Annotated in this window: 19 protein-coding genes; 9 read left to right on the top strand and 10 right to left on the bottom strand. The window is 72.9% G+C overall.

Going from position 1 to position 23,015, the window contains the following annotated elements:
- Window positions 1-61: 61 nt before the first annotated feature.
- From A949_RS0130925 to miaA, 5 genes are all read right to left on the bottom strand, one after another.
- Window positions 62-1,597 (bottom strand): M1 family metallopeptidase, encoded by a 1,536-nt coding sequence (locus A949_RS0130925; protein WP_019359942.1) that lies wholly within the window; start codon window positions 1,595-1,597, stop codon window positions 62-64.
- A gap of 115 nt (window positions 1,598-1,712) precedes the next feature.
- On the bottom strand, window positions 1,713-3,977 hold the full coding sequence (locus tag A949_RS0130920; RefSeq protein ID WP_019359941.1) for a RelA/SpoT family protein: 2,265 nt from the start codon (window positions 3,975-3,977) through the stop codon (window positions 1,713-1,715).
- A 147-nt stretch (window positions 3,978-4,124) separates the two neighbouring features.
- Window positions 4,125-5,015 carry a diaminopimelate epimerase gene (gene dapF / locus A949_RS0130915; protein ID WP_063826292.1) on the bottom strand — a complete coding sequence of 297 codons (891 nt, stop codon included), beginning with the start codon at window positions 5,013-5,015 and terminating at the stop codon, window positions 4,125-4,127.
- A gap of 66 nt (window positions 5,016-5,081) precedes the next feature.
- Complete coding sequence (locus A949_RS0130910) at window positions 5,082-5,600, bottom strand: hypothetical protein (protein ID WP_019359939.1); 519 nt, start codon at window positions 5,598-5,600, stop codon at window positions 5,082-5,084.
- Between the two features lie 108 nt (window positions 5,601-5,708).
- Window positions 5,709-6,668, bottom strand: coding sequence for a tRNA (adenosine(37)-N6)-dimethylallyltransferase MiaA (gene miaA / locus A949_RS0130905; protein ID WP_026005206.1), 960 nt, complete (start codon window positions 6,666-6,668; stop codon window positions 5,709-5,711).
- A gap of 340 nt (window positions 6,669-7,008) precedes the next feature.
- Between miaA and A949_RS39430 the strand changes: the two genes are divergently transcribed.
- On the top strand, window positions 7,009-7,245 hold the full coding sequence (locus A949_RS39430; protein WP_019359937.1) for a hypothetical protein: 237 nt from the start codon (window positions 7,009-7,011) through the stop codon (window positions 7,243-7,245).
- Window positions 7,246-7,290: 45 nt separating this feature from the next.
- The gene (locus tag A949_RS0130895; RefSeq protein WP_019359936.1) at window positions 7,291-7,536 is read left to right on the top strand and encodes an antitoxin; all 246 of its coding nucleotides are present in this window, start codon (window positions 7,291-7,293) and stop codon (window positions 7,534-7,536) included.
- A gap of 357 nt (window positions 7,537-7,893) precedes the next feature.
- Here A949_RS0130895 and A949_RS0130890 read toward each other — a convergent pair whose 3' ends face one another.
- The 3 genes from A949_RS0130890 to A949_RS35175 form a co-directional block, all read right to left on the bottom strand.
- Window positions 7,894-8,601 carry a class III extradiol dioxygenase subunit B-like domain-containing protein gene (locus tag A949_RS0130890; RefSeq protein ID WP_019359935.1) on the bottom strand — a complete coding sequence of 236 codons (708 nt, stop codon included), beginning with the start codon at window positions 8,599-8,601 and terminating at the stop codon, window positions 7,894-7,896.
- 192 nt (window positions 8,602-8,793) lie between these two features.
- On the bottom strand, window positions 8,794-10,311 hold the full coding sequence (gene miaB / locus A949_RS0130885) for a tRNA (N6-isopentenyl adenosine(37)-C2)-methylthiotransferase MiaB (protein WP_026005205.1): 1,518 nt from the start codon (window positions 10,309-10,311) through the stop codon (window positions 8,794-8,796).
- Between the two features lie 82 nt (window positions 10,312-10,393).
- The gene (locus tag A949_RS35175) at window positions 10,394-10,822 is read right to left on the bottom strand and encodes an ATP-binding protein (RefSeq protein WP_019359933.1); all 429 of its coding nucleotides are present in this window, start codon (window positions 10,820-10,822) and stop codon (window positions 10,394-10,396) included.
- A 342-nt stretch (window positions 10,823-11,164) separates the two neighbouring features.
- Between A949_RS35175 and A949_RS0130875 the strand changes: the two genes are divergently transcribed.
- Both A949_RS0130875 and A949_RS0130870 read left to right on the top strand, forming a co-directional pair.
- Window positions 11,165-12,199, top strand: coding sequence for a TAXI family TRAP transporter solute-binding subunit (locus tag A949_RS0130875; protein WP_106428958.1), 1,035 nt, complete (start codon window positions 11,165-11,167; stop codon window positions 12,197-12,199).
- 51 nt (window positions 12,200-12,250) lie between these two features.
- Window positions 12,251-15,331, top strand: coding sequence for an alpha-mannosidase (locus tag A949_RS0130870; RefSeq protein WP_019359931.1), 3,081 nt, complete (start codon window positions 12,251-12,253; stop codon window positions 15,329-15,331).
- On the opposite strand, the gene A949_RS0130865 is transcribed toward A949_RS0130870, so the two are convergent.
- Complete coding sequence (locus tag A949_RS0130865; protein WP_019359930.1) at window positions 15,297-16,724, bottom strand: sensor histidine kinase; 1,428 nt, start codon at window positions 16,722-16,724, stop codon at window positions 15,297-15,299. The two genes, A949_RS0130870 and A949_RS0130865, sit on opposite strands and share 35 nt — an antisense overlap.
- Before the next feature lie 21 nt (window positions 16,725-16,745).
- Window positions 16,746-17,471, bottom strand: a complete 726-nt coding sequence (locus tag A949_RS0130860; protein WP_019359929.1) for a response regulator transcription factor — start codon at window positions 17,469-17,471, stop codon at window positions 16,746-16,748.
- A 382-nt stretch (window positions 17,472-17,853) separates the two neighbouring features.
- On the opposite strand from A949_RS0130860, the gene A949_RS0130855 reads away from it, so the two are divergent.
- The 5 genes from A949_RS0130855 to A949_RS0130835 form a co-directional block, all read left to right on the top strand.
- The gene (locus A949_RS0130855) at window positions 17,854-18,639 is read left to right on the top strand and encodes an amino acid ABC transporter ATP-binding protein (RefSeq protein ID WP_019359928.1); all 786 of its coding nucleotides are present in this window, start codon (window positions 17,854-17,856) and stop codon (window positions 18,637-18,639) included.
- 129 nt (window positions 18,640-18,768) lie between these two features.
- Window positions 18,769-19,680: a glutamate ABC transporter substrate-binding protein gene (locus A949_RS0130850; protein WP_026005204.1), complete on the top strand. Its 912-nt coding sequence runs from the start codon at window positions 18,769-18,771 to the stop codon at window positions 19,678-19,680.
- Between the two features lie 162 nt (window positions 19,681-19,842).
- Complete coding sequence (locus A949_RS0130845) at window positions 19,843-20,490, top strand: amino acid ABC transporter permease (protein ID WP_019359926.1); 648 nt, start codon at window positions 19,843-19,845, stop codon at window positions 20,488-20,490.
- The gene (locus A949_RS0130840; RefSeq protein ID WP_019359925.1) at window positions 20,487-21,392 is read left to right on the top strand and encodes an amino acid ABC transporter permease; all 906 of its coding nucleotides are present in this window, start codon (window positions 20,487-20,489) and stop codon (window positions 21,390-21,392) included. The genes A949_RS0130845 and A949_RS0130840 overlap by 4 nt, the downstream gene beginning before the upstream one ends.
- Before the next feature lie 214 nt (window positions 21,393-21,606).
- Window positions 21,607-23,015 (top strand): FAD-dependent monooxygenase (locus tag A949_RS0130835; protein WP_019359924.1); only part of this gene is annotated, 1,409 nt, incomplete at its 3' end.

The raw sequence follows: 23,015 nt of genomic DNA, 5'->3' as shown, positions 1-23,015 counted from the left end.
CTCGCCCGGGCCGGTCGGCGCGGACGGACCGGCCCGGGAGCACGAGGGGGCGGCGGGGGCGCTACCGTCCGCCCGCGCGCGCCCGCTCCAGGGATCTCGCGGTGCTCGCGCGCGCCTTTCCGGCCGGGCGCTTCGGCGGCGGCTGCTGCTTCCAGTCCGGGTGCCCGGGCATGGGCGGGGTGGTCTTCCCGTAGAGCCACTTCTTCAGGAACGCGCTCTGGTCCCGTCCGGAGACCTCGCCGGCCAGCGCGATGAAGTCGGCGGTGGTGGCGCTGGAGTCCCGGTACCGGGCGGGCCAGGCACGCTGCAGCCGGGCGAACGCCTGCTCGCCGATGTGTTCACGCAGCGCATACAGCACCACGGCGGCGCCGTTGTACACGATCGGGGTGAAGAGCTCGATCTTCCCGCTCTTGGGGGCGGGGAGGAGCGCGGCGGGCGGACCATAGCGCTCCCGCCAGGTGTCGGACTGCTCGTAGGACGCCCGCACCCGCTTCTCCACCGGGATGCCGCCGCGCTTCTCCGCATAGGCCCACTCGTGCCAGGTCGCGTGCCCCTCGTTGAGCCACAGGTCGGTCCAGCGGTGCGGGGAGACGCTGTCGCCGTACCACTGGTGCGCCAGCTCGTGCACCATCAGTGACTCCCGGTACCAGTCCGGGACCTGCCGGGAGGAGAGCAGCTTCTGCTCGAAGAGCGAGAGGGTCTGCGTCTCCAGCGCGAAGCCGAAGTCCGCGTCGGCGGCCAGCACCCCGTAGGTCTCGAACGGGTATTTCCCGGCGCGCCGCTCCATCCAGGAGATCTGCCGGGAGGTCTCGTTCAGCACCGGCTCCAGCGCCTTGCGCTGCCGGGCGGGGACGACGTGCCGCAGGGCCAGCCCGTGCGGTCCCGTGGAGCGCACGACAGCGGAGCGGCCGATCGACACCTGCGCCAGCTCGGTGGCCATCGGGTGCCCCGAGCGGTACGTCCAGACCGTCTCGCGCGCCGCCCGGGTGCGGCCTGCGGGCAGCCCGCCGGCCACGACGGTCAGCCCGCGCGGGGCCCGCACCCGGAAGGTGAACATGGCCTTGTCCGACGGGTGGTCGTCGGAGGGGAACACCCGGTGTGCCGCGTCGGCCTGGTTGGCCATGGCGAGGCCGTCCGCGGTGCGCACCCAGCCGCCGTTCTTCCGGGTGGGGTCGCTGGTGTGGCGCACCTCGACGTGCAGCCAGGAACCTCGTGGCAGCGGAGTGCTCGGGGTGACCACCAGGTCCTCGCCCGCCCGCACGTACTGCGCCGACCGGCCGTTGACGTGCACGGACCGTACGTCGCCGGCGGCGAAGTCCAGGTTGAACCGTTCCATCGGTCCGTCGGTGACCTGTGCGTCGATCACGGTGCGGGTGCTGAGCGGCTTGCTGTTGTCACCGCTGTAGTCGAAGGAGATGTCGTAGGCGCGGACGTCGTAGCCGGGATTGCCGAGCTGCGGGAAGAGGTGGTCGCCGATGCCGACCGGACGGGGCGCCGGAAGGGCTGCGCCGACCAGGGCGAGCGCGGTGGCCGCGACCGTGCCGGCCACGGCGCAGCGCCGTGCGGCCGATGCGCGGGTGAGGGCTGTGAGGGCCATGCAGGATCGCTACCAGCGAGCGGGTCCGTTGCCGCCCGGCTCCGGGCGTCTCCACCCGAAAGGGGACGTGCCGCGCCTCCGCCCGCGCGGCCCGGTGGCCCGAGCGGACGGTGCGTCAGTTCGCCGCGGTCCGGCGGACGGAGCGGGTGACGTCGTAGACCCCCGGCACCTGCCGCATGGCGCGCAGCAGCGCGGGCAGTCCGGCCGCGTCGGGGAGCTGCAGGGTGTAGGTGTGACGGACGCGCTGCTCGCGCGGCGGCTCGACGTCGGCCGAGACGACGGCGGCGCCCTCGGCGGCGATGGCCTCGGTGAGGTCCGCGAGCAGGTGCGGGCGGCCGAAGGCCTCGGCCCGCAGGGTGACCCGGCACCCGACGTCGCCCTGCTCCCAGCGCACCGGCAGGGTGAGACGCCCCGCGGAGGCCATCCGGGCCACCGAGCGGCAGCTCTCCCGGTGGACGGTGACGGCGCCGCCGCGCACCGGGAATCCGGTGACCGCGTCCGTGGGGACCGGGGTGCAGCAGCGGGCGAGCCGCACCGGCGTACCGGGGTGGCCGGGGACGACGGGGATGTTCTCGCCGTACTGGACGGGCTGCTCCCGGTGCGCGGCCGTGCGGTGCGCTCCGTTCTGCCGTGCGTCCTGCGCTGTGTGCCGCGCCGGACGGTGCTCGGGGTGGCGCGCTCCGCGGTGCGGGGGCCGCGGCTCTCCCCGGGGCGGCTCGGCGGCCGCCGGGGCATGTTCGCGCGGCGCGCCGTCCCGGTCGGTGGCGGCTGCGCTCTCCTGCGGGTCGGCGTCGCCCCGGCCGGGGGCGGCGAGCCATTCGCGGATGGCGAGCCGCGCCGCGGGGGTGCGCACATGCTCGAGCCACTCCGGTGACGGGCCCGAGGGACTGCCGTGGCCGGGTTCGAGGAAGAGCTGGAGGGCGTCGCCGTCCCGCAGCACGGTGGTGAGGGCCACCAGCCGACCGTTGACACGGGCTCCGATGCACCGGTGGGCCGCCTCTCCCAGTCGGGCGTAGGCGGCGTCCACGCAGGTCGCACCGGCCGGCAGCGGCAGCGCGCCCCCTGCGGGCCCCGCCCCGCCGGGGGCGGCGCAGTAGACGGTGATCTCCAGGTCCTGCGCCAGTTCGTCGCGCAGTTCCCGCCAGAAGGTGTTCGGGTCGGAGGCGTGGCTCTGCCACTCCAGCAGGCGCGAGAGCCAGCCGGGGCGGGTGGGATCGGTCCGCTCCCCTGCTCCGTCGGCGTTCGGCGGTGCTGCTCCGCCGCCGTCCGGCTCGGCGGGGTCGGCCACCTCGGCGGCATGCGGGTCGCCGAGCGCGATCACCCCGGTCTCGGCGACCCGGTGCATACGGCGGGTGCGGACGAGCACCTCGGCCACTTCGCCGTTCTCGTCGGCGATGGCGGTGTGCAGCGACTGGTAGAGGTTGAACTTGGGCGCCGCGATGAAGTCCTTGAACTCCGAGACGAGCGGAGCGAAACAGGTGTGCAGCTCGCCCAGCACGGCGTAGCAGTCCGCGTCCTCGTCCACGAGGACCAGCAGGCGTGCGAAGTCGCAGTCCCCCAACTGGCCGCGTTTGAGGCGCAGGCGGTGCACGGAGACGGTGTGCCGGGGACGGATGAGCACCTGCGCCGTGATCCCCGCCTCGCGCAGCGTGCGGCGCACCCGGGAGGCGAAGGCGGTGAGCGGGTCGGGGCGGGTGTGCCGCTCGCGGATCAACTCGCGGGTCTGCGCGTGCTCTTCCGGATGCAGCACGGCGAAGACGAGGTCCTCGAGCTCGCTCTTGAGTGCCTGGACACCGAGCCGTTCGGCGAGCGGGATCAGAACGTCCCTGGTCACCTGCGCGATCCGGACCTGCTTCTCACGGCGCATCACGCCGAGGGTGCGCATGTTGTGCAGCCGGTCGGCAAGCTTGATCGACATGACGCGTACATCATTGCCGGTGGCGACGAGCATCTTGCGGAAGGTCTCCGGCTCGGCGGCCGACCCGTGGTCGACCTTCTCGAGCTTGGTGACCCCGTCGACGAGGTAGCAGACCTGGTCCCCGAACTCGCGCCGCACCTGTTCGAGCGTCACGGCGGTGTCCTCGACGGTGTCGTGCAGCAGCGAGGCCGTCAACGTGGTCGTCTCCGCGCCGAGCTGGGCCAGCAGCAAGGTGACCGCGAGGGGATGCGTGATGTACGGCTCGCCGCTCTTGCGCATCTGCCCCCGGTGCGAGGACTCGGCCAGCATGTAGGCCCTGCGCAGCGGCCGCAGGTCGGCCCGCGGGTGGTGTGCCCTGTGCACCTTCGCGACGTGCTCGATGGCGTCCGGCAGGGAGTCGCGCGGCGTGGCGCCCAGCAGTGCCGCTCTGCTGAGCTTCCGCAGACTGCGCACCGCGCTCATGGCACCTCCCGCTCCTGAGCACCCCGGGCCGGGGGTGCGATGGTACCGACCCCATCACGTGCCGCCGACCGGGTCCTGTCGAGCGTGAGGGGGATCACCCCATCGTGCGACGCCGGGGTGGCGGCCGTCGACGGGCCGCAGGGGCCCTCAGGAGAACAGCGCCGGGTCGATCGTGCCCGCTGCGACGATCTCGGCCGGGCCGGCCATCTCGATCTCCCCGTCGGGCCGCTCGGTGATCTCCAGGCGGCCTCCGGGCACCTCCACCGTGTAGGTCACCGCCGCGCCGTCCCGGTGCGGGTCGGCACCGTCCCTGCGGGCCGCCGCGACCATCACCGCGCAGGCGCCGGTGCCGCAGGACCGCGTCTCGCCCGCGCCGCGCTCGTGCACCCGCAGCGCGACATGCCGGGGGCCCCGTGTGACCACGAACTCGACGTTGACGCCGTCCGGGTAGGCGGCGGCAGGCAGCACCTGCGGGGCCTCGTGCAGGGGGCCCGCCTCGGCCAGGTCCTGGACGAACACCACCGCGTGCGGGTTCCCCATCCCGACCTTGCGGGCCGGCCAGGTGTGCCCGGGAACACCGACCGTGATCCCGCCTCCGCCGCCGTCCGCCTCGCCGTCCGCTGCCGCCAGCTCGGCCGCGCCCATGCCCACGGTGATGTCGCCGCCGTCCTCGGCGATGTGCACCCTGCGCACCCCCGCGCGGGTCGCGAGGGGCAGCTCGCCGGCCCCGGCCAGCCCGGCACGCTCCAGGTAGCGCGCGAAGACGCGGGTGCCGTTGCCGCACATCTCGGCGACGGATCCGTCGCCGTTGCGGTAGTCCATGAACCACTCCGCTTCGGCGGCCATGGACGCGGCTTCCGGGTGCGCCGCCGAGCGGACGACCCGCAGCAGGCCGTCCCCGCCGATGCCCGCGCGCCGGTCGCACAGCCGGGCCACCGTCTCCGGCGGCAGGTCCAGCAGGCCGTCCGGGTCCGGAATGATCACGAAGTCGTTCTCCGTGCCGTGCCCCTTGAGGAACGGCACTCCTGGTGTGCTGATCACGCTGCCGATCGTACGGGAGGCACGGCCGCGACCCGCCCGCGGGCGGGTCGCGGGGGCGGCAGATCAGCGGAGCCGGGCCACCCGCCAGACGGCCAGCACCACGACGGTGCAGACCACCACGGCGTAGAGCAGGACGACCCGCCAGTCGGGGCGCCCGCCGGAGCCGCGGGCCGGGAGCCCCGGCCAGGTGTGCCCCACCCGGCGGGCCGCCATCACGCTCCAGCCGGCCGAGCAGCCGCACAGCAGCAGCCCGAGCATCGCGACCACCGCTCCGGCGCTGTCGCCCGGCTCGAAGGCGAGCGGGAAGGCGAACATCAGCGAGCCGAGCGCACCGAGCACCACGATCGGCGCGAGCTGCCACAGCCGCAGTTTGCGCTGCGGTCGCAGCTCGTGCGGCTCCACCGGCGGCCCCTGCTCCGCTTCGGGCCCTTCGGCACCCGGCTCGTCCGGATCCGGATCCGCTGCGAGCTCGTGCTCCGGCAGCGGCTCACGGTCCTCCATGGCCGGACGTCCCCGCGCCGCGCGCTCCGGCGAGAGCTCCGCGTCCGCGGGAGTGGAATCGTCCCGAGGGCTGGCCTCCATTGCCACGCGCCCTCCCAACTCCGGCTTCACGGCACCCGACGTCGCTCGATGATGGCACGCCAGGGGTAACGGGACGGTCGCTCAGGGCTTCCCGATGCCATCACGTGATCAGGCTGTAACCGCCTTCGTGAGCAACGCCAGCGCCGCCCCCGGCAGTTCCCGCCGGTCGGCGACCGCACCACTCAGCCAGTTCACCCGCGGATCGCGGCGGAACCAGGAGTCCTGACGGCGCGCGAAGCGCTTGGTCGCGCGGACCGTCGCCGCGCGGGCCTCCTCCAGCGTGCAGTCCCCCGCGAGCGCTGCGAGGACCTGCTGGTATCCGAGGGCGCGGGGGGCCGTGCGCCCCTCTCGCAGCCCCTGCTGCTCCAGCTCCCGGACCTCCGCCACCAGGCCGCCCTCCCACATCCGGTCCACCCGGCGGGCGATCCGCTCGTCCAGTTCGGGCCGTGCCACGTCCACGCCGATCTGCACGGTCTCGTAGACGGCCTCGTGGCCGGGCAGGTTCGCGGTGAAGGGCCGCCCCGTGATCTCGATGACCTCCAGGGCCCGTACGACACGCCTGCCGTTGCTGGGGAGAATCGCGCGGGCCGCCTCCGGGTCCGCCGCCGCGAGCCGCGCGTGCAGCGGGCCGGGGCCGTGCTCCGCCAGCTCCGCCTCCAGCCGGGCGCGCACCTCGGGGTCGGTGCCGGGGAACTCCATGGCGTCCAGTGCGCCGCGTACGTACAGCCCGGAGCCGCCGACCAGCACGGGCACCCTGCCCAGTGCACGCAGCCTGTCCAGCTCCGCGCGGGCCAGCCGCTGGTACTCCGCGACGCTCGCGGCGACGGTGACGTCCCAGATGTCGAGCAGGTGATGCGGGACGCCCTGCCGCTCCTGGAGGGTCAGCTTGGCGGTTCCGATGTCCATGCCCCGGTAGAGCTGCATCGAGTCGGCGTTGACGACTTCACCGCCCAGCTCGCGGGCGAGGAAAACGCCCAGATCCGACTTGCCGGCCGCGGTGGGGCCCACCACGGCGACGACCGGCGGGGAATCCGACGGGAGGGGCGGGGAGGCGGCTGCGTCATTCACGGGTCAAGTCTCGCAAACCCGTCCCGGCCTTCTCGAACGAGCGACGTGACGGAGTGCTCACGGGGTCGTTGCCCGTTGCGAGGTTCCGACAGCCGGTTTTCCGCCGGCGCCCCGGGGCGGCGCAATGAGACGCTCCGTGAGGCGCGGGATTTCGCCCACACGCGTAGGATCTGGAGTAATTATGGGCGTTTTTGCCAAGCTTTTCGGTCGTTCGTCCAGCACGTCAACACAGGAGGCCCGAGAGTCCACTCCTGCGGGGGGTTCCGATACCCGGGAGCTGCCCACCGAGTCAGGCGGCGCATCCGTCGCGGCGGAGTCGGAAGCCGGCGAACCGGAAGGCGTGGAACCGGGCGGAGCGGGCACCCGGAGCCGTGAGGAGGCGTCCTCGGCCGAGGCCCCTGCGGCCGCGACCGCCCCGGCGGATGCACAGGGCGGCGAGGAATCCGAGGAGGCTGCCGACACCGGGACCGCCGCGACGGCCGGTACCGGGCCCGGCGAGGCGGGTGTCGGCATTCCCAAGCAGCCGTCCGCTGACGAGGCCGCCGACAGCGAGTCGGGAGAGAACGCCCGCAAGTAGGCCGTGCGGCGATGTCCGCTCGGCGTGGGAGAAAGGTGAACCGCGATGGGCTTCATGGACAAGGTCAAGGGCATGCTCGGCCAGCACGGCGACAAGGTCCAGCAGGGTGTGGACAAGGCCGCGCAGGTCGCGGATTCCAGGACCAAGGGCAAGTACAGCGACAAGATCGACTCCGGTGCCCGCAAGGCCAAGGACACGGCCCGGAAGCTGGCCGACGAAGGCCGCGGCGGCAGCGGGGCGGGCGGCGGGCAGTCCGGATCCGGACCCACCGGCGGCGGCACCGGCTCCTGACCCTCCCGGCCGGACCGCCCCCTCCCCCACGCGGCGGGGAACACCCCGGGCGGGCGACCGCGGGACCGCCCCGGCAGCGTGCCGGACACCGGCCGACGGGCCCCGGGCGAACTCCGCCGTCGGCCGCCCCGGTGGTCTGCCGGCGGAGGCGGGGACGCACGGACCACGGCGGCCGCTCCGACGCCCCCGGGGGACTGTGCGTCCGGCACCCCTCCCCCGGCGGCCCGCTCGGCGGCCCTGGCGGCGCTCAGTGGGGTGTACGGCGCACACCGGCGCCGCACACCCGCACTGCCGTCCGCCGCAGCGGGACGGGCACGCGGCACGGCCCAGGGCCCGCGGCGCGGCCCGAGCGGGCGGTCAGGACCAGCCGGCGACCATGTAGCCCACGCCGTAGGGCGCTTCGTCGTAGAGCAGCTTTCCGGCCAGGTCGCTGCCCTGCCCGGCACCGGCGAGCACCTGCCAGGAGGACCGCCCGGCGGCCTTCAGCTCGTACGCCAGCTCCTCGTCCAGCGCGAGCAGCGCGGCGGTGTCGGCCTCGGCCAGCGCGCGGGCGGCCTCCGCGTCGAAGGCGGCGGCCCGCTCGTCGAAGTAGCCGGGGGCCTTGAGCGTGCGGCAGTTGCTGCCGTCGCCCATCACCAGCAGCGCCACCCGGTCGGCCCGGGCCGCCAGCTCGCGGCCCGCCTCCTGGCAGCGGTCCCGCGCCAGGGGTTCCCCGACACCCAGGCCCTCGACCGGGCAGCCGGTCCAGTCCGTGCGCTCCAGGAGCCAGGCGCCGACGGTCAGCGAGGGGGGCAGTTCACGGCGGGCGGGCTCGCCCTTGCCGAGGCTCACCTCCAGGGGCACGCCGAACCCGGCGAGCGTTCCCCGCGCTCCCTGCGGATGGGGACCGCGTCCGGCCGGTTCCGCGGGTCCGAGCACGCACAACAGGTCCGGACGGGCGGCCGCCAGGACACCGAGGGTGTCGTAGCAGGCGGCTCGTGCCCGGTCCATCTCGGCGGCGGCTCCGCCCGCGACCTCGGGCACGAGCAGCGGGGGGCAGGGGCATACGGCTGCGGCGACAAGCATGGCGCGCAGCTTAAGTGTCCCGCACGCCTCTTCCCACCCTGCCCGCGCCGGGAGTCACCCGCCCGTGCGAGATCGGCTGAAACAGGTGACACCGCCCGACGAGAGCCGGCCGGACCGGGGCGGGCCGACGGTTCCCGACCGGTCCGGCGACCGCTCGGCGGACGGCCGCCGGGCGGCGCTGAGCGGCGCCGGTCAGCCGAGTCCGCAGCCGCCGGTGGCGGCGGGAAGCGGATCGGGGGCGCCGACGCCGGGCAGTCCGAGCATGACGCCGCCGCCCTGCTGCTCCTGCGGCGCGGCGGTGCGCCGCTCCCACGCGTCTCCGGCACGGGTGCGGCGCACAGTCCGGGCGGGCCCCTCGGCGAGCAGGTGGTGGGGGGCGGCGTAGGTGATGTCGACGGTGACGACGTCACCGGGCCGCACGGGCTCCTCGGGCCGGGTGAAGTGCACCAGGCGGTTGTCGGGTGCACGTCCGGACAGCCGCCGGGTGGCGTCGTCCTTGCGCCCCTCGCCCTCGGCGACCATCAGCTCCAGCGTGCGGCCCACCTGCTTCTTGTTCTCCTCCCAGGAGATCTCCTCCTGGAGTGCCACCAGACGCTCGTAGCGCTCTTGCACGACCTTCTTGGGGATCTGGTCGGGCATCTCGGCGGCGGGCGTGCCGGGACGCTTGCTGTACTGGAAGGTGAACGCCTGCGCGAACCGGGCTTCGCGCACCACGTGCAGCGTCTCGGCGAAGTCCTCCTCGGTCTCGCCGGGGAAGCCGACGATGATGTCGGTCGAGAGCGCGGCCTGCGGGATGGCGGCGCGGACCTTCTCGATGATCCCGAGGAAGCGCTCCTGCCGGTAGGAGCGGCGCATGGCCTTCAGAACCCGGGAGGATCCGGACTGCAGAGGCATGTGCAGCTGCGGCATCACGTTGGGGGTCTCCGCCATGGCGGCAATCACGTCGTCGGTGAAGTCGCGGGGGTGGGGCGAGGTGAAGCGGACGCGCTCGAGCCCGTCGATCCGGCCGCACGCGCGCAGCAGCTTGCCGAACGCCTCCCGGTCGCCGATGTCGGAGCCGTAGGCGTTGACGTTCTGGCCGAGCAGGGTGATCTCGCTGACGCCCTCGTCGACCAGCGCTTCGATCTCGGCGAGGATGTCGCCGGGGCGGCGGTCCTTCTCCTTGCCGCGCAGCTGCGGGACGATGCAGAAGGTGCAGGTGTTGTTGCAGCCCACCGAGACCGAGACCCACGCCGCGTAGGCGCTCTCGCGGCGGGTGGGGAGGGTGGAGGGGAATGCCTCGAGCGAGTCGGCGATCTCGACCTGCGCCTCGTCCCGCAGCCGGGCACGTTCCAGCAGCACGGGCAGCTTGCCGACGTTGTGGGTGCCGAAGACGACATCGACCCAGGGGGCCTTCTCGACGATGGTGTCCCGGTCCTTCTGGGCCAGGCAGCCGCCGACCGCGATCTGCATCCCCGGGCGCGCGGCCTTCTTGGGGGCGAGCTGGCCGAGGTTCCCGTAGAGCCGGTTGTCGGCGTTCTCGCGCACGGCGCAGGTGTTGAAGACGACGACGTCCGCCGCGTCGACGCCCTGGGGGGCGCGGACGTAGCCGGCGCCCTCCAGCAGTCCCGCCATCCGCTCGGAGTCGTGGACGTTCATCTGACACCCGAAAGTGCGTACCTCGTACGTCCCCTTGACGTCCGCTGCCTGACTCCGGTCGCTACTGCTCATGTGACAAGGGTAGGCGTTCGTCCGGGCGGTCCCGGCCGCGCGGGGGCACGCTCCACGCACCGGACGGGCAGTGTGACGCACCTCACCCGGAGCCGGGCCCCGCGGGGAGCCGGAGCGTCGCCCACACCGCGTTGCCGCCGGTCGCGGACGAGGGCCGGACACCCCAGTCCGCCGCCAGCGCCGCCACGATGCACAGACCCCGGCCGCTCTCGTCCGCGGCCTCGCCGTTCTTCAGCCTGGGGCGGTCGTCGCCCTCCGCGTGGTCGTGCACCTCGATCCGCAGCAGTGCGGCGGCGGGCGTCTCCCGGGACGCCAGGGTGGCCCGGCACAGGAGCTCGGCTTCGGGCCGGGAGCGGGTGTGCACGACGGCGTTGGTGGCCAGTTCGGACAGCAGCAGCACGGCGTCGTCCGCGGCGTCGGCGGATATCGGCGGGTCCCCCCGCTCCCGCAGCCAGCCGGTGAGGGCCAGTCGCGCACGGGCGATGTGCTGCTCCCGCGCGGGGAGCCGCAACTGCCAGGCCGGGTCCTCCGCGCGTCCCGGTGGCGCCGCCGGAGACGGCCTGCCGGCGGACGCTGGAGACGCCGGCGTGGGGGCTGCTGCGGGATCCCTGCGAGCGGGGGCGGCGTACACGTGGAGGCGCCTTCCGTCGAGCTGGTCCCGGCCCCGCGGGAGGGCCGTGACGCGCGTGGTCTGACCGTCACTATGGCCCCTGCAGTTCCACTCAGCAAGCGACAGTGTGAAATTTGCAGTTCGCGAATCGGCGTGTTCGCACACGGCAGTTGGGCCGCGAGACGGGCCGGGGTGACTCCCGCCACTCCCTTCCAGGCCGCGGGGCTGGCAGTATCCCCTTCCATGGCCAGCCTGCGTCCGCGAACGGTGTCCCGTCCGATGCGCCGCCCGGGCGGCTCCGGCGCCGGTCGGCGACGCCTGCTGTGGGCCGCGACAGCGGTGCTCGTGGTGTGCGGGCTGCTGGTGTGGTGGCTGCGGCCGGCACCCTCGCCCGCTCCCGGCGGGAAGATCACCTTCGCCACCGGGGTACGCACCGGCGTGTACGAGCGCTACGGCACCCTCTTCAAGAAGCGGCTGGCCCGGGACCTGCCGCGGGTCGACCTGACCTTGCAGCACAGCGAGGGGTCGGTGCAGAACCTCGGCCGGATCGTCTCCGGAGAGGCCGACTTCACCATCACCGCCTCCGACGCGCTCGCCGCCTACCGGGAGAAGGGCGGCAAGGACGCCTCCCACATCCGGGCCTGCGCCCGGCTCTACGACGACTACATGCATCTGGTCGTGCCCCGGGACTCGCCGGTCGACAGCGCCGAGGACCTCAAAGGGCTGCGCGTCGGCGTGGGCGAGAAGCGCTCCGGGGTCGCCCTGGTGACCCGGAGACTGCTGAAGGCCGCCGGGCTCGACATGGACCACGACGTCCATCCCGTGCGCAAGGGCATCGACCGCATGCCCGACCTGCTCTCCGCGGGCGAGCTGGACGCGTTCTTCTGGTCGGGCGGGCTGCCGACGGGGGCGATCGAGCGCCTGGCGGAGCGGACGGACATCCGGCTGGTGCAGCTCGGCGACCTGCTCCCCCGGCTGCACGAGCAGCGCCCCGACATGCGCTACTACCGCGCGGCCGTGATGGCACCCGACGCCTACCCCACCGTGCAGCGCGGCCGGTCGGTCAAAACGGTGGCCATCGCCAATCTGCTGGTGACCATGGACCGCACCGACGCGGCGCTGACGGAGGGCATCACCCGCTCCGTCATCAAGAGCAGGGACCAGATCGGACGCGAGGTGCACGCGGCGCAGAAAGTCGACCTGCGGACCGCCATCTACACCGACCCCGTGCCGCTGCACGAGGGCGCCCGCCGCTACTACCGCTCGGCCAAACCCTGACCGGAGGCCGCTGTCGGCACCAGGCCCCGACCCCCACCGAGGAGCCGCTCGATGCATGACGACCACCGCACCGTCGAGGACCGGCTGCGCCGGGTACTGGAGGAGCGCGTACGGCCCGCCGTCCACACCTCCGCGCTGCCGCTGACCGTCGCACGCTGGGAGGCGCCGGGGGAACCCGTGCCCGCGGCGGACGGCATCTCGGCGCCCTACCGGCCCTCGGCGGTGGGCGAGACCTGGGGGCCGGCCTGGGGCACCACCTGGTTCCGGGTGACGGGCCAGGTGCCGCACAGCTGGGCGGGCCGCACCGTGGAGGCGGTGCTGGACCTGGGCTTCGAGCGGGACATGCCGGGGTTCCAGTGCGAGGGGCTGGTGCACCGGGCGGACGGCGAGCCCGTCAAGGGGCTCCATCCGCGCAACTCCTGGGTGCGGCTCGCGCAGCCGGCGGCCGGCGGTGAGGAGGTCGAGCTGTACATCGAGGCGGCCTCCAACCCGATCCTCAACACGCCGCAGACGCCGACCCACCAGGGCGATGTCCGCACCGCCGACGGCACCCCGCTGTACCGGCTGGCTCGGATGGATCTGGCGGTCTTCGAGCCGCAGGTGTGGGAGCTGGCCCTGGACCTGGAGGTGGCGGGCTCCCTGATGCGCGAGCTGCCGCTGGAGGACGCCCGCCGCTGGGAGCTGCTGCGCGCCCTGGAGCGGGCGCTGGACGCGCTGGATCTCGCCGACGTGCCCGGCAGCGCGGAGCGGGCGCGGGAGCGGCTGGCGGCGGTGCTGGGCGCTCCCGCGCGGGCCTCCGCGCACCGGATCAGCGCGGTGGGGCACGCGCACATCGACTCGGCGTGGCTGTGGCCGCTGCGTGAGACGGTGCGCAAGGTGGCCCGGACCTCCTCCAACATGGTCGCGCTGATGGACGAGCATCCCGAGTTCGTCTTCGCCATGTCGCAGGCCCAGCAGTTCGCCTGGCTCAAGGAGCACCGGCCCGAGGTCTTCGCCAAGGTCGCGCGCAAGGTGGCCGAGGGCCGGTTCGTCCCGGTGGGCGGGATGTGGGTCGAGTCGGACACCAACATGGTGGGCGGGGAGGCCATGGCGCGGCAGCTCGGCTACGGGAAGAAGTTCTTCCTGGAGGAGTTCGGCGTCGAGACGAAGGAGGTGTGGCTGCCCGACTCCTTCGGATACACCGCGGCGCTGCCGCAGCTGGTGAAGCTCTCCGGTTCGGACTGGTTCCTGACCCAGAAGATCTCCTGGAGCAGCACCAACCCCTTCCCGCACCACACCTTCTGGTGGGAGGGCATCGACGGCACCCGGGTCTTCACCCACTTCCCGCCGGTCGACACCTACAACGCGACCCTCGACGGCGCGGAGCTGGCGCACGCGGCGCGCAACTTCCGCGAGAAGGGCGCCGCCTCGCGCTCCCTCGTCCCGTTCGGCCACGGCGACGGCGGCGGGGGCGCGACCCGCGAGATGCTGGGGCGCGCGGCGCGTACGCGCGATCTGGACGGCTCGCCCCGGGTCACGGTCGAGAAGCCCGCCGCGTTCTTCGAGAAGGCACGGGCGGAGTATCCGGACGCACCGGTGTGGCAGGGCGAACTCTATCTGGAGCTGCACCGGGGCACCTACACCTCGCAGGCCGCGACCAAGCAGGGCAACCGGCGTGCGGAGTCCCTGCTGCACGAGGCCGAGCTGTGGGCGGCCACGGCCGCTGTGCGCACCGGCTACGTCTATCCGTACGCCCGGCTGGAGGAGCTGTGGAAGACGGTGCTGCTGCACCAGTTCCACGACATCCTGCCGGGATCGTCCATCGCCTGGGTGCACCGCGAGGCCCGCCGGACGTACGCGCGGGTCACCGGGGAACTGACGGAGATCGTCGAGGAGGCCCAGCGGGCGCTCGCCGGGCGCGGGGAGCGCCACGTCGTCTTCAACGGATCCCCGCACACCCGCCGCGGCGTCCCGGCGGGCGGCGCCCGCCCGGCCGACGACTACAGCTCCGCGCACCGAGCGGGCGACGGGGGCGAGGAGGCGGTGGCCATGGCCGTGACCGAGCGGGGGCCCGGCGGCTGGACGCTGGACAACGGGCTGGTCCGGGTGGAGGTGGACGGCCGCGGACTGGTCGTCTCCGCGTACGACCGGCGCGCCCGGCTGGAGGCGGTGGCCCCCGGCTGCCCGGCCAACCTCCTCCAGCTCCACCCCGATCTGCCCAACCACTGGGACGCCTGGGATGTCGACGCGTTCTATCGGCACACGGCCACCGATCTGACACACGCCGACGAGGTGACCCTCGCCGCGGCGGACGGCCGCAGCGCCACCGTCCGGACCCGCCGGTCCTTCGGCAGTTCGACCGTGGTGCAGTCGGTGACCCTGCGCGCGGGCAGTCCGCTGCTGCTGATGGAGGCCGACGTCGACTGGCACGAGAGCGAGAAGCTGCTCAAGGCGGCGTTCCCGCTGGATGTGAAGGCCGACCGGTCGGCGGCCGAGACCCAGTTCGGGCACGTCTTCCGGCCCACCCACACCAACACCACGTGGGAGGCGGCGAAGTTCGAGATCTGCGCGCACCGCTGGCTGCATGTGGAGGAGCCGGGCTGGGGCGCGGCACTGGTCAACGACTCCACCTACGGGCACGACGTCACCCGCGACATCCGCGCCGACGGGGGCCAGACCACCACGGTGCGGCTGTCGCTGCTGCGCGCGCCCCGCTACCCGGACCCGGAGACGGACCAGGGCCGCCACCGGATGCGCTACGGGCTGGTGCCGGGCGCGGCCCTGCGGGACGCGGTGCGCGAGGGGCACTGGATCAACCTGCCCGAGCGGACCGTGCGGGGGGACGGCAGCCCGGTCGCGCCGCTGGTCGCGCTCGACGGCGAACCGGGCGACCAGGTCGTCGCCGAGACGGTGAAACTGGCGGACGACGGCAGCGGCGACGTGGTCGTGCGCCTCTACGAGTCGCTGGGCGGCCGGGCCCGCGCGCTGCTGGCGCCCGGCTTCCCCGTCACGTCGGTGACCGAGACGGACCTGCTGGAGCGGCCGCTGGCCGAGCCGCGGGAGCAGCACACGGTGGAGGAGGCCGGGGTCCGGGTGGCGCTGCGGCCCTTCCAGATCCTCACGCTGCGTCTGGGGCGTTCCGGGGAACGGTGATCAGCACCCGCAGCCCCCGCGGCTCGTGGTGCGCGAAGGACAGTCCGGCGCCGCCCCCCGCCAGCAGGGCGCGGGTGATGGAGAGGCCGAGCCCCGAGCCGGAGACGTTCTGGTGGCGGCTGCTGCGCCAGAAGCGGTCGCCCACGCGCTCCAGTTCCTCGTCGGTCAGCCCGGGACCGCCGTCGGCCGTCTCGACGGTCACGCTGTCGCCCTCCGCGCGGACGGTGACCGTGACGGTGCCGCCCCCCGGGGTGAACTTCACCGCGTTGTCGACCACGGCGTCCAGCCCGCTGGAGAGCGCCACCGGGTCGGCCCACCCGGTCGCCGCCGTCTGCCCCTCGAGCCGCAGTTCCACTCCGCTGTGTTCCGCGGTGGGCCGCCAGGCCGCGACCCGCTCGGCCGCGATCTCGGCGACGTCGGTGAGCTGCACGTGCGCGCTGCCCGCGTGCTCGGCCAGCGCCAGGTCGAGGAGGTCGTCCAGCACCCTTGCCAGCCGCTTGCCCTCCGCCCGCACGGACGCCATCTCCTCGTTGCCCTCGGGCAGCTCCAGCGCGAGCAGTTCGATACGCAGCAGCAGCGCCGAGAGCGGGTTGCGCAACTGGTGCGAGGCGTCGGCGACGAAGGCGCGCTGCTGCTCCAGCACGCTCTCCAGGTTGCCGGCCATCTCGTTGAAGGAGTGCGCCAGCCTGCGCAGCTCCGGCGGGCCCACCGAGGCGACGACGCGGGAGGTGAGCTTGCCGGTGGCGATCTCGTGAGCGGCCCGGTCCAGGGTGCGCACCGGCTTGAGCACCCACCCGGTCAGCCGCAGCGCGGCGCCGAGGGCCAGCAGCATGGCGGCCGCCTCCCCGACGGCGATGGCCAGCCAGCCACGCAGAGTGCGCGAGCGCATCGGTCCGGTGGGCGAGTCGGTCAGCACCACCGCCGCCACATCGCCGTCCCGGATGACGGGAGAGGCGACAGCGATCCGGCCGTCGCTCTGCCAGGGCCACACCTGGGGCGGGTCGTGGCTGCGGCGTCCGGCCAGTGCCTCGGCGAAGGCACGTGCGCCGTCGGGGCGCCCCTCCGGTCCGGCCGCCTTGTCCTCGCCGGGTATCCGCCAGTCGGCGGGGGAAGCCGCCATGGTGCGGCCGTCGCGGTAGAAGACACCGGCGCGGATGCCGTAGAGGTCGTGGTAGCGGTCCAGCTCGTGCTGGAGCGTGGCGCGGCGTTCGTCCGGTGCGCTGGTCGCGGTGACGAACTGCGCGAGCGAGGCGAAGCGTGCGGTGTCGTCGATCCGGTCGACGACCACCCGCTGCTGCTCGGCCTGCGCCTGGCTCAACGCCAGCGGGAAGCCCAGGGCCAGCAGGACCCCGGCCAGCAGGACGATGAGGAGCGGGAGGAGGCGGGTGCGCACGTCGGGGTTCCGGTCCGGCGGTCAGTCGGCCCGGGCGGTCATGCGGTAGCCCACCCCGCGCACCGTCTCGATCAGGGTCGGCTGCCGCAGTTTCGAGCGGAGCGAGGCCACGTGCACCTCCAGGGTGCGCCCGGTCCCCTCCCAGCTCGTCCGCCAGACCTCGCTGATGATCTGTTCGCGCCGGAAGACGACACCGGGGCGCTGGGCCAGCAGCGCCAGCAGGTCGAACTCCTTGCGGGTGAGCGGTACGGGTGCGCCGTCCACACTGACCCGGCGGGTGGGCAGCTCGATGAGCACGGCGCCCAGCCGCAGGGTGCCGCTCTCGTCCGGGCCCCGGGAGGCGGCCCGCTCGCCGGGCGGGGACGTCTCCTCGACTGCCGTGCGGCGGCTGACGGCGTGGATCCGGGCCAGCAGCTCGCCCATGTCGTAGGGCTTGACGACGTAGTCGTCCGCGCCGAGGTTGAGGCCGTGTATGCGGGAGCGCACATCGGCCCGCGCGGTCACCATGATCACCGGGGTGGAGCTGGTGCGGCGGATGCGGCCGCACACCTCGAAGCCGTCCTGGTCGGGCAGGCCCAGGTCGAGCAGGACGACGGCGAAGCCGGGCCCCTCCTGACCGCCCACGAGCAGCGCCTGGAGCGCCTCGGCGCCGCTGCGTACATGGGTGACCTCGAAGCCGTGCCGCGCCAGCACCGCGGAGAGCGCCGCGGCGACGCGGTCGTCGTCCTCGACGAGCAGCAGTTTCACCGGGCACCTCCTGTTCTCCCACCGCCTCCGGCGAACGAGTCCAACAGTGCATCCACGCTGATCGGCAGAGGTGAGTCAAGGGCTCACCGGGACCGCGCGGACATCCGTTATACAGCCGGTACGACGACCGTCAGGCGGCCGTCACGCCGCCCGCCGCCCGCACCGCCCACCGGCCCCGCGCAGGCCCGGCCGGACCGGGGCGGGCGGTGGGGAGGAGCCGTGGCGGGACCGCGGGAGAACCGATCGGTCCCCCTTGCCCTCTATACCCACTCTGCCGGGATGCGGCCGGATCGTTATGCTCAATTTCAGCTCAGATGTGATGACGCTCCTCGCGACCGCTCACTAAGGTCCTCGCAACCGACGAGGACGGAGCTGGACGTCGATGAGCGAAGTATCGGTGACCAAGGACGCAGGCGGTCCCGAGCCCGCGACCGACAAGCTGGTCGTACTGGACAACATCAACAAGCACTTCGGTGCGCTGCACGTCCTCCAGGACATTGACCTGACCATCGCGCGCGGCGAGGTCGTCGTCGTCATCGGCCCCTCGGGGTCGGGCAAGTCCACACTGTGCCGCACCATCAACCGGCTGGAGACGGTCGACTCGGGCAGCATCACGATCGACGACAGGCCGCTGCCCGAGGAGGGCAGGGAACTGGCGAAGCTCCGTGCCGACGTCGGCATGGTCTTCCAGTCCTTCAACCTCTTCGCGCACAAGACGGTGCTGGAGAACGTCACGCTGGGCCAGACGAAGGTCCGCAGGACGGACAAGCAGACGGCGGAGCAGAAGGGCCGCGCGCTGCTGGACCGGGTCGGCGTCGGCAACCAGGCCGACAAGTACCCCGCGCAGCTCTCCGGCGGTCAGCAGCAGCGCGTCGCAATCGCCCGCGCCCTGGCGATGGACCCGAAGGTGATGCTCTTCGACGAGCCGACCTCGGCCCTCGACCCGGAGATGATCAATGAAGTCCTGGAGGTCATGCAGCAACTGGCCCGGGACGGAATGACCATGGTCGTCGTCACCCATGAGATGGGCTTCGCGCGTTCGGCGGCGAACCGTGTGGTCTTCATGGCGGACGGCCGGATCGTGGAGGAAGCCACCCCGGAACAGTTCTTCAGCAACCCGCGCAGCGACCGCGCCAAGGACTTCCTCTCGAAGATCCTGCACCACTGAGCTTTCGCCGCTTGCCATGTGACCCCGTATGACCCCGTAACCACCGCCCGGCCCGGCAGCACCGCGCAGCCGGACGGGCAGCGCTTCGGCACACCGGGCCAACGACTTTCCGAGCAAGGGATGTTCACCATGAAGTTCCACAAGACCGCAGCGGCGGCAGCCGCCGTCCTGGCCCTCGCCGCCACCGCGGCCTGCGGTGGCAAGGAGGGCTCCGCGGGCGACAAGCCCAAGGACCAGACGGACGAGAAGGCGCTCCCCACCTACGAGGTCGCCAAGGACGTCGAGGTCGACTCGGCCGTCCTGAAGAAGGCCCAGAAGCGCGGGAAGATCGTCATCGGCGCCAAGGCCGACCAGCCCTACCTCGGCTTCCAGGACCAGTCGACGAAGAAGTACTCCGGCTTCGACATCGAGATGGCCAAGATGATCGCGGCCGATCTGGGCTTCACGCCCAAGCAGATCGAGTGGAAGACCGTCGACTCGGGTGCCCGCGAGACCACGGTCTCCAAGGGCGACGTCGATCTGATGATCGGCACCTACACGATCAACGACGAGCGCAAGAAGCAGATCGACTTCGCCGGCCCCTACTTCCACGCCGGCGCCTCGCTGCTCGTCCGCAAGGACGAGAAGGAGGTCACCGGACCGGAGTCGGTCAAGGGCAAGAAGGTCTGCTCCATCGTCGGCTCGACGCCGCTGCAGGTCATCAAGAAGCCCAAGTACGGCGCCGAGGTCACCGAGCTGAGCAAGTACTCCGAGTGCGTCTCGCAGCTCCTCGACGGCCAGGTCGACGCGGTCACCACCGACGACGCGATCCTGATGGGCTACGCCGCGCAGAACCCCGGCAAGCTCAAGGTCGTCGGCAAGCCCTTCTCCGACGAGCCCTACGGCGTCGGCCTGAAGAAGGGCGACGCGGCGCTGCAGAAGGCCGTCGCCGACTCCATCAAGAAGCACGAGGACAACGGCGACTACAAGAAGGCGTACGACGCGACGCTGGGCAAGTCCGGCTCCAAGTTCCAGACGCCGCCCGAGATCACCGAGAAGTGATGCCGCACGCCCCGCTCCCCGGCACCGACGCCGCGCGGGGCGGGGCGTGGTGTTGCGGGCGCCACCGCCCGCCCTTCCCGGTGCCTCGCACCCGGCGGGTGACCGCCGGGTGACCGGCCCGGCCCTTCCCGCCGTCCCTACGCGACTCCTCGCGGAGAATTCATGAACGTACTGCTCGACAACCTGGCGCTGTTCCGCGAGGGATTCCTCGGCACCCTGTGGCTGACGGTGGTCAGCGCGCTGCTCGCCGTCGTACTCGGACTGCTGATCGCCGGCTTCCGGGTCTCTCCGGTTCCTCCGCTGCGCATCTTCGGCACCCTCTGGGTGAACGTGCTGCGGAACACCCCGCTCACGCTGCTGTTCCTGGTGGCGTTCTTCGTGGTGCCCAAGGTGCTCTTCCCCGGCGTCGACTCCTTCGTCCTGGCCGTCTGCGCCTGCGGCTTCTACACCTCGTCCTTCGTCGCCGAGGCCGTCCGCTCCGGCATCAACACCGTGCCGATGGGCCAGGCCGAAGCCGCCCGCGCCATCGGGATGACGTTCACCCAGACCATGCGGATCGTGGTGCTCCCCCAGGCCACGCGCTCGGTCATACCCCCGCTGAGCAGCATATTCATCGCGTTGACGAAGAACACCGCAGTCGCCGGTGCCTTCGACAACGTCGATCTGTTCAACATCCAGAAGACGCTGAGCAACGACGGCTACGACATCGCCGTGATCTTCATCTGGATCACCCTCGGCTATCTGGTCATCACCTACGCCATCAACGGCCTCTTCCGGCTGCTGGAGAAGGGTCTGGAGGTCGCCCGATGAGCGCGAGCGTCCTGTTCGACACGCCCGGCCCGAAGGCGCGATTCCGCAACCTCGTCTACTCGGTCGTCGGCAGCATCGGTCTCGCCGCCCTGATCGCCTGGGTCTGCTACCGGCTCTACGACAAGGGGCAGTTCGCGGGCGAACTGTGGGACATCTTCAACTACGCGGGCATCCGGGAGAACATCCTCGACGCCCTGATGTCCACCCTGAAGGTGTTCGCGCTGGCGGGCCTCTTCTCCCTGGTCTTCGCGGTGCTGCTGTGCGTGGCCCGGCTGTCCGACCACAAGCCGGTGCGCTGGGTGGCGGTCGTCTTCATCGACCTGTTCCGGTCGATCCCCCTGCTCATCACGATCTTCGCGCTGTGGGTGGGCATCCTCGGCCACATGACCCCGATGTGGGCGCTCGTGCTCGGCCTGACCATCTACAACGGCTGCGTCCAGGCGGAGGTGCTGCGCGCCGGCGTCAACTCGGTGCCCAAGGGCCAGGTCGAGGCGGCCTACGCGCTCGGGCTGCGCAAGACGCAGGTGACCGCCTCGGTGCTGTTCCCGCAGGCCGTACGCGCCATGCTGCCGTCCATCATCAGCCAGTTGGTGGTCACCCTCAAGGACACCTCGCTGGGCTACATCATCCTCTACCCGGAGCTGCTGTACTCGGCCCGTCTGATCGCCAACAACACCCCGGTCGGCGGCGTCTATCCGACGGTGCAGACAGTCATCGTCTTCGGCGCCATCTACATCTCGCTGTGTCTCGCCCTGGCGTGGCTCGCGAAGTTCGTCGAGCAGCGCGGCAGCCGCTCCAAAGCCGGCATCGTGCCTGCCGGGGCGAAGGAGCTGGAGGAGGCAGCCGCCCCCGCAGCCCCCGAGGCGAAGGGACCGGACGGCACCGCACCGCCGTCGAAGTGAACCACGCCCCGACCGGCTGATCCGCACGGCACCGGCCCCGGACGGCCTGTGGCAAGGGCACCCGCCCGGGCCACAGGCCGTCTCGGCTTCCCAAGGCCTCACTTGACGCATGCTCAGGCAATGGGTTGCATACCAGCGTGATCGCGCACCAGGCTCCACCATCGGAGAACCCCGGCCCCCGTCAGCACCACCAGGGCAGCGAGGTCTCCGCACCGTGGACCCGGTGATCGTCGTCGGGGCGGGTCCCGCCGGCCTCGCCCTGTCCCTCGCCCTCGCCCGGCACGCCGTCCCCTCCCTGGTACTGGACTCCACCGACGGCATCCCGGCGGCCCGCGCGGCCCGCACCTGCCTGCTGCGTCCGGACACCGCCGCCGTCCTGCCCGCACTGCCCGGACTGCGCTGGCGCTCCTGGCGCACCCGGCGCCGCGCGCAGCCGGTCGAGCGGGTCGACCTTCCCCCGGAGCAGGCACCGCTGCACATCGAGCAGCACGCGCTGGAGCGGACACTGCGCAGCGCTCTGGCGGACGAGAAGCTGGCACGGATCGTCACCGGCAGCCATGTGGACCTGCTGGAACAGGACGCCGACGGGGTCACCGCGCACACCCGGGGCCCCTCCGGTACCTGGTGGCGCGGCAGCTACGCGGTCGGCTGCGACGGCGCACGCTCGACCGTGCGCAAGCTGCTCGAGGTGCGCTTCCCGGGACGCACCTCGGTCGAACGGCACGCGGTCGCCGCACTGCGGGTGCGGCTGCCGTGGGAGGAGGGGGGCCACGAAGCGGACGGCCGACGCGGCGCCGCCGACGTGGGCAGCGCGCTGCTGCACCGCGACCCGGACGGAGCGCCGGGGGAGGTGACCGCACGCCCGCTCGCCGACGAGCGCTGGCGGCTGGACTGGCTGCTGCCGCCGCGCGGCGAGCTGGTCACCCCCGAGGAGATGCTGGAGCGGGTGGCGGAGACCCTCGCGGTCTGGTCCGAGGAGTCGGTGAGCTCCGCGGCAGCCGGCCGCGGCGGGCCCGCCGACGGGCGCGGGCCCGGTTCCGGGCCGCGGGACACCGGCAGCGGCGGTGTCGGACCCTATGAGCTCGTGGACACCGGGGTGTACACCGTCCACCAGCGGCTGGCCCGGCACTGGCGCGTCCGGCGCGTCTTCCTCGCCGGGGACGCCGCGCATCTGACCGGCGCGCTGGGAGTGCAGTCCGTCGACGAAGGGCTGCGGGATGCGGCGAACCTCGCCTGGAAACTCGCACTGGCCTGGCACCACGGTCACGGCGCGGCGGCGGACACCCTGCTGGACAGCTACGAGACGGAGCGGCGGGGTGCCGTGGCCGCCCGGCTGCGCGCCGTCGACCAGGCGCTGCCCGTGGTGCGCCGCGGCGGCGGGCTGCGCGCGCTGCTCCCGGGCGGGGGTGCGCGCTCCCGTCTGGGGCTGCTCACCGACGGCCACTTGGGGCGCGGACTGCTGGGCGCGCCCCCTACCTACGCCCGCACGCCGTTGACGTCTCCGCGACTGAGTGCTGAAACGGTGTCGGTGGGAACGGCCCCCGGGGCTCCCGTGTCCGACGTCCCCGTCACGGCGACGGACGGCTCCCGCGGCGCGCTGCGCGACTGGCTGGGCGGACCCGG

Source organism: Streptomyces sp. AA1529 (assembly GCF_000280905.1).
Lineage (GTDB): Bacteria > Actinomycetota > Actinomycetes > Streptomycetales > Streptomycetaceae > Streptomyces.
The sequence above is the reverse complement of the archived record's forward strand: the minus strand, read 5'-3'. Positions and strand labels throughout refer to the sequence as shown.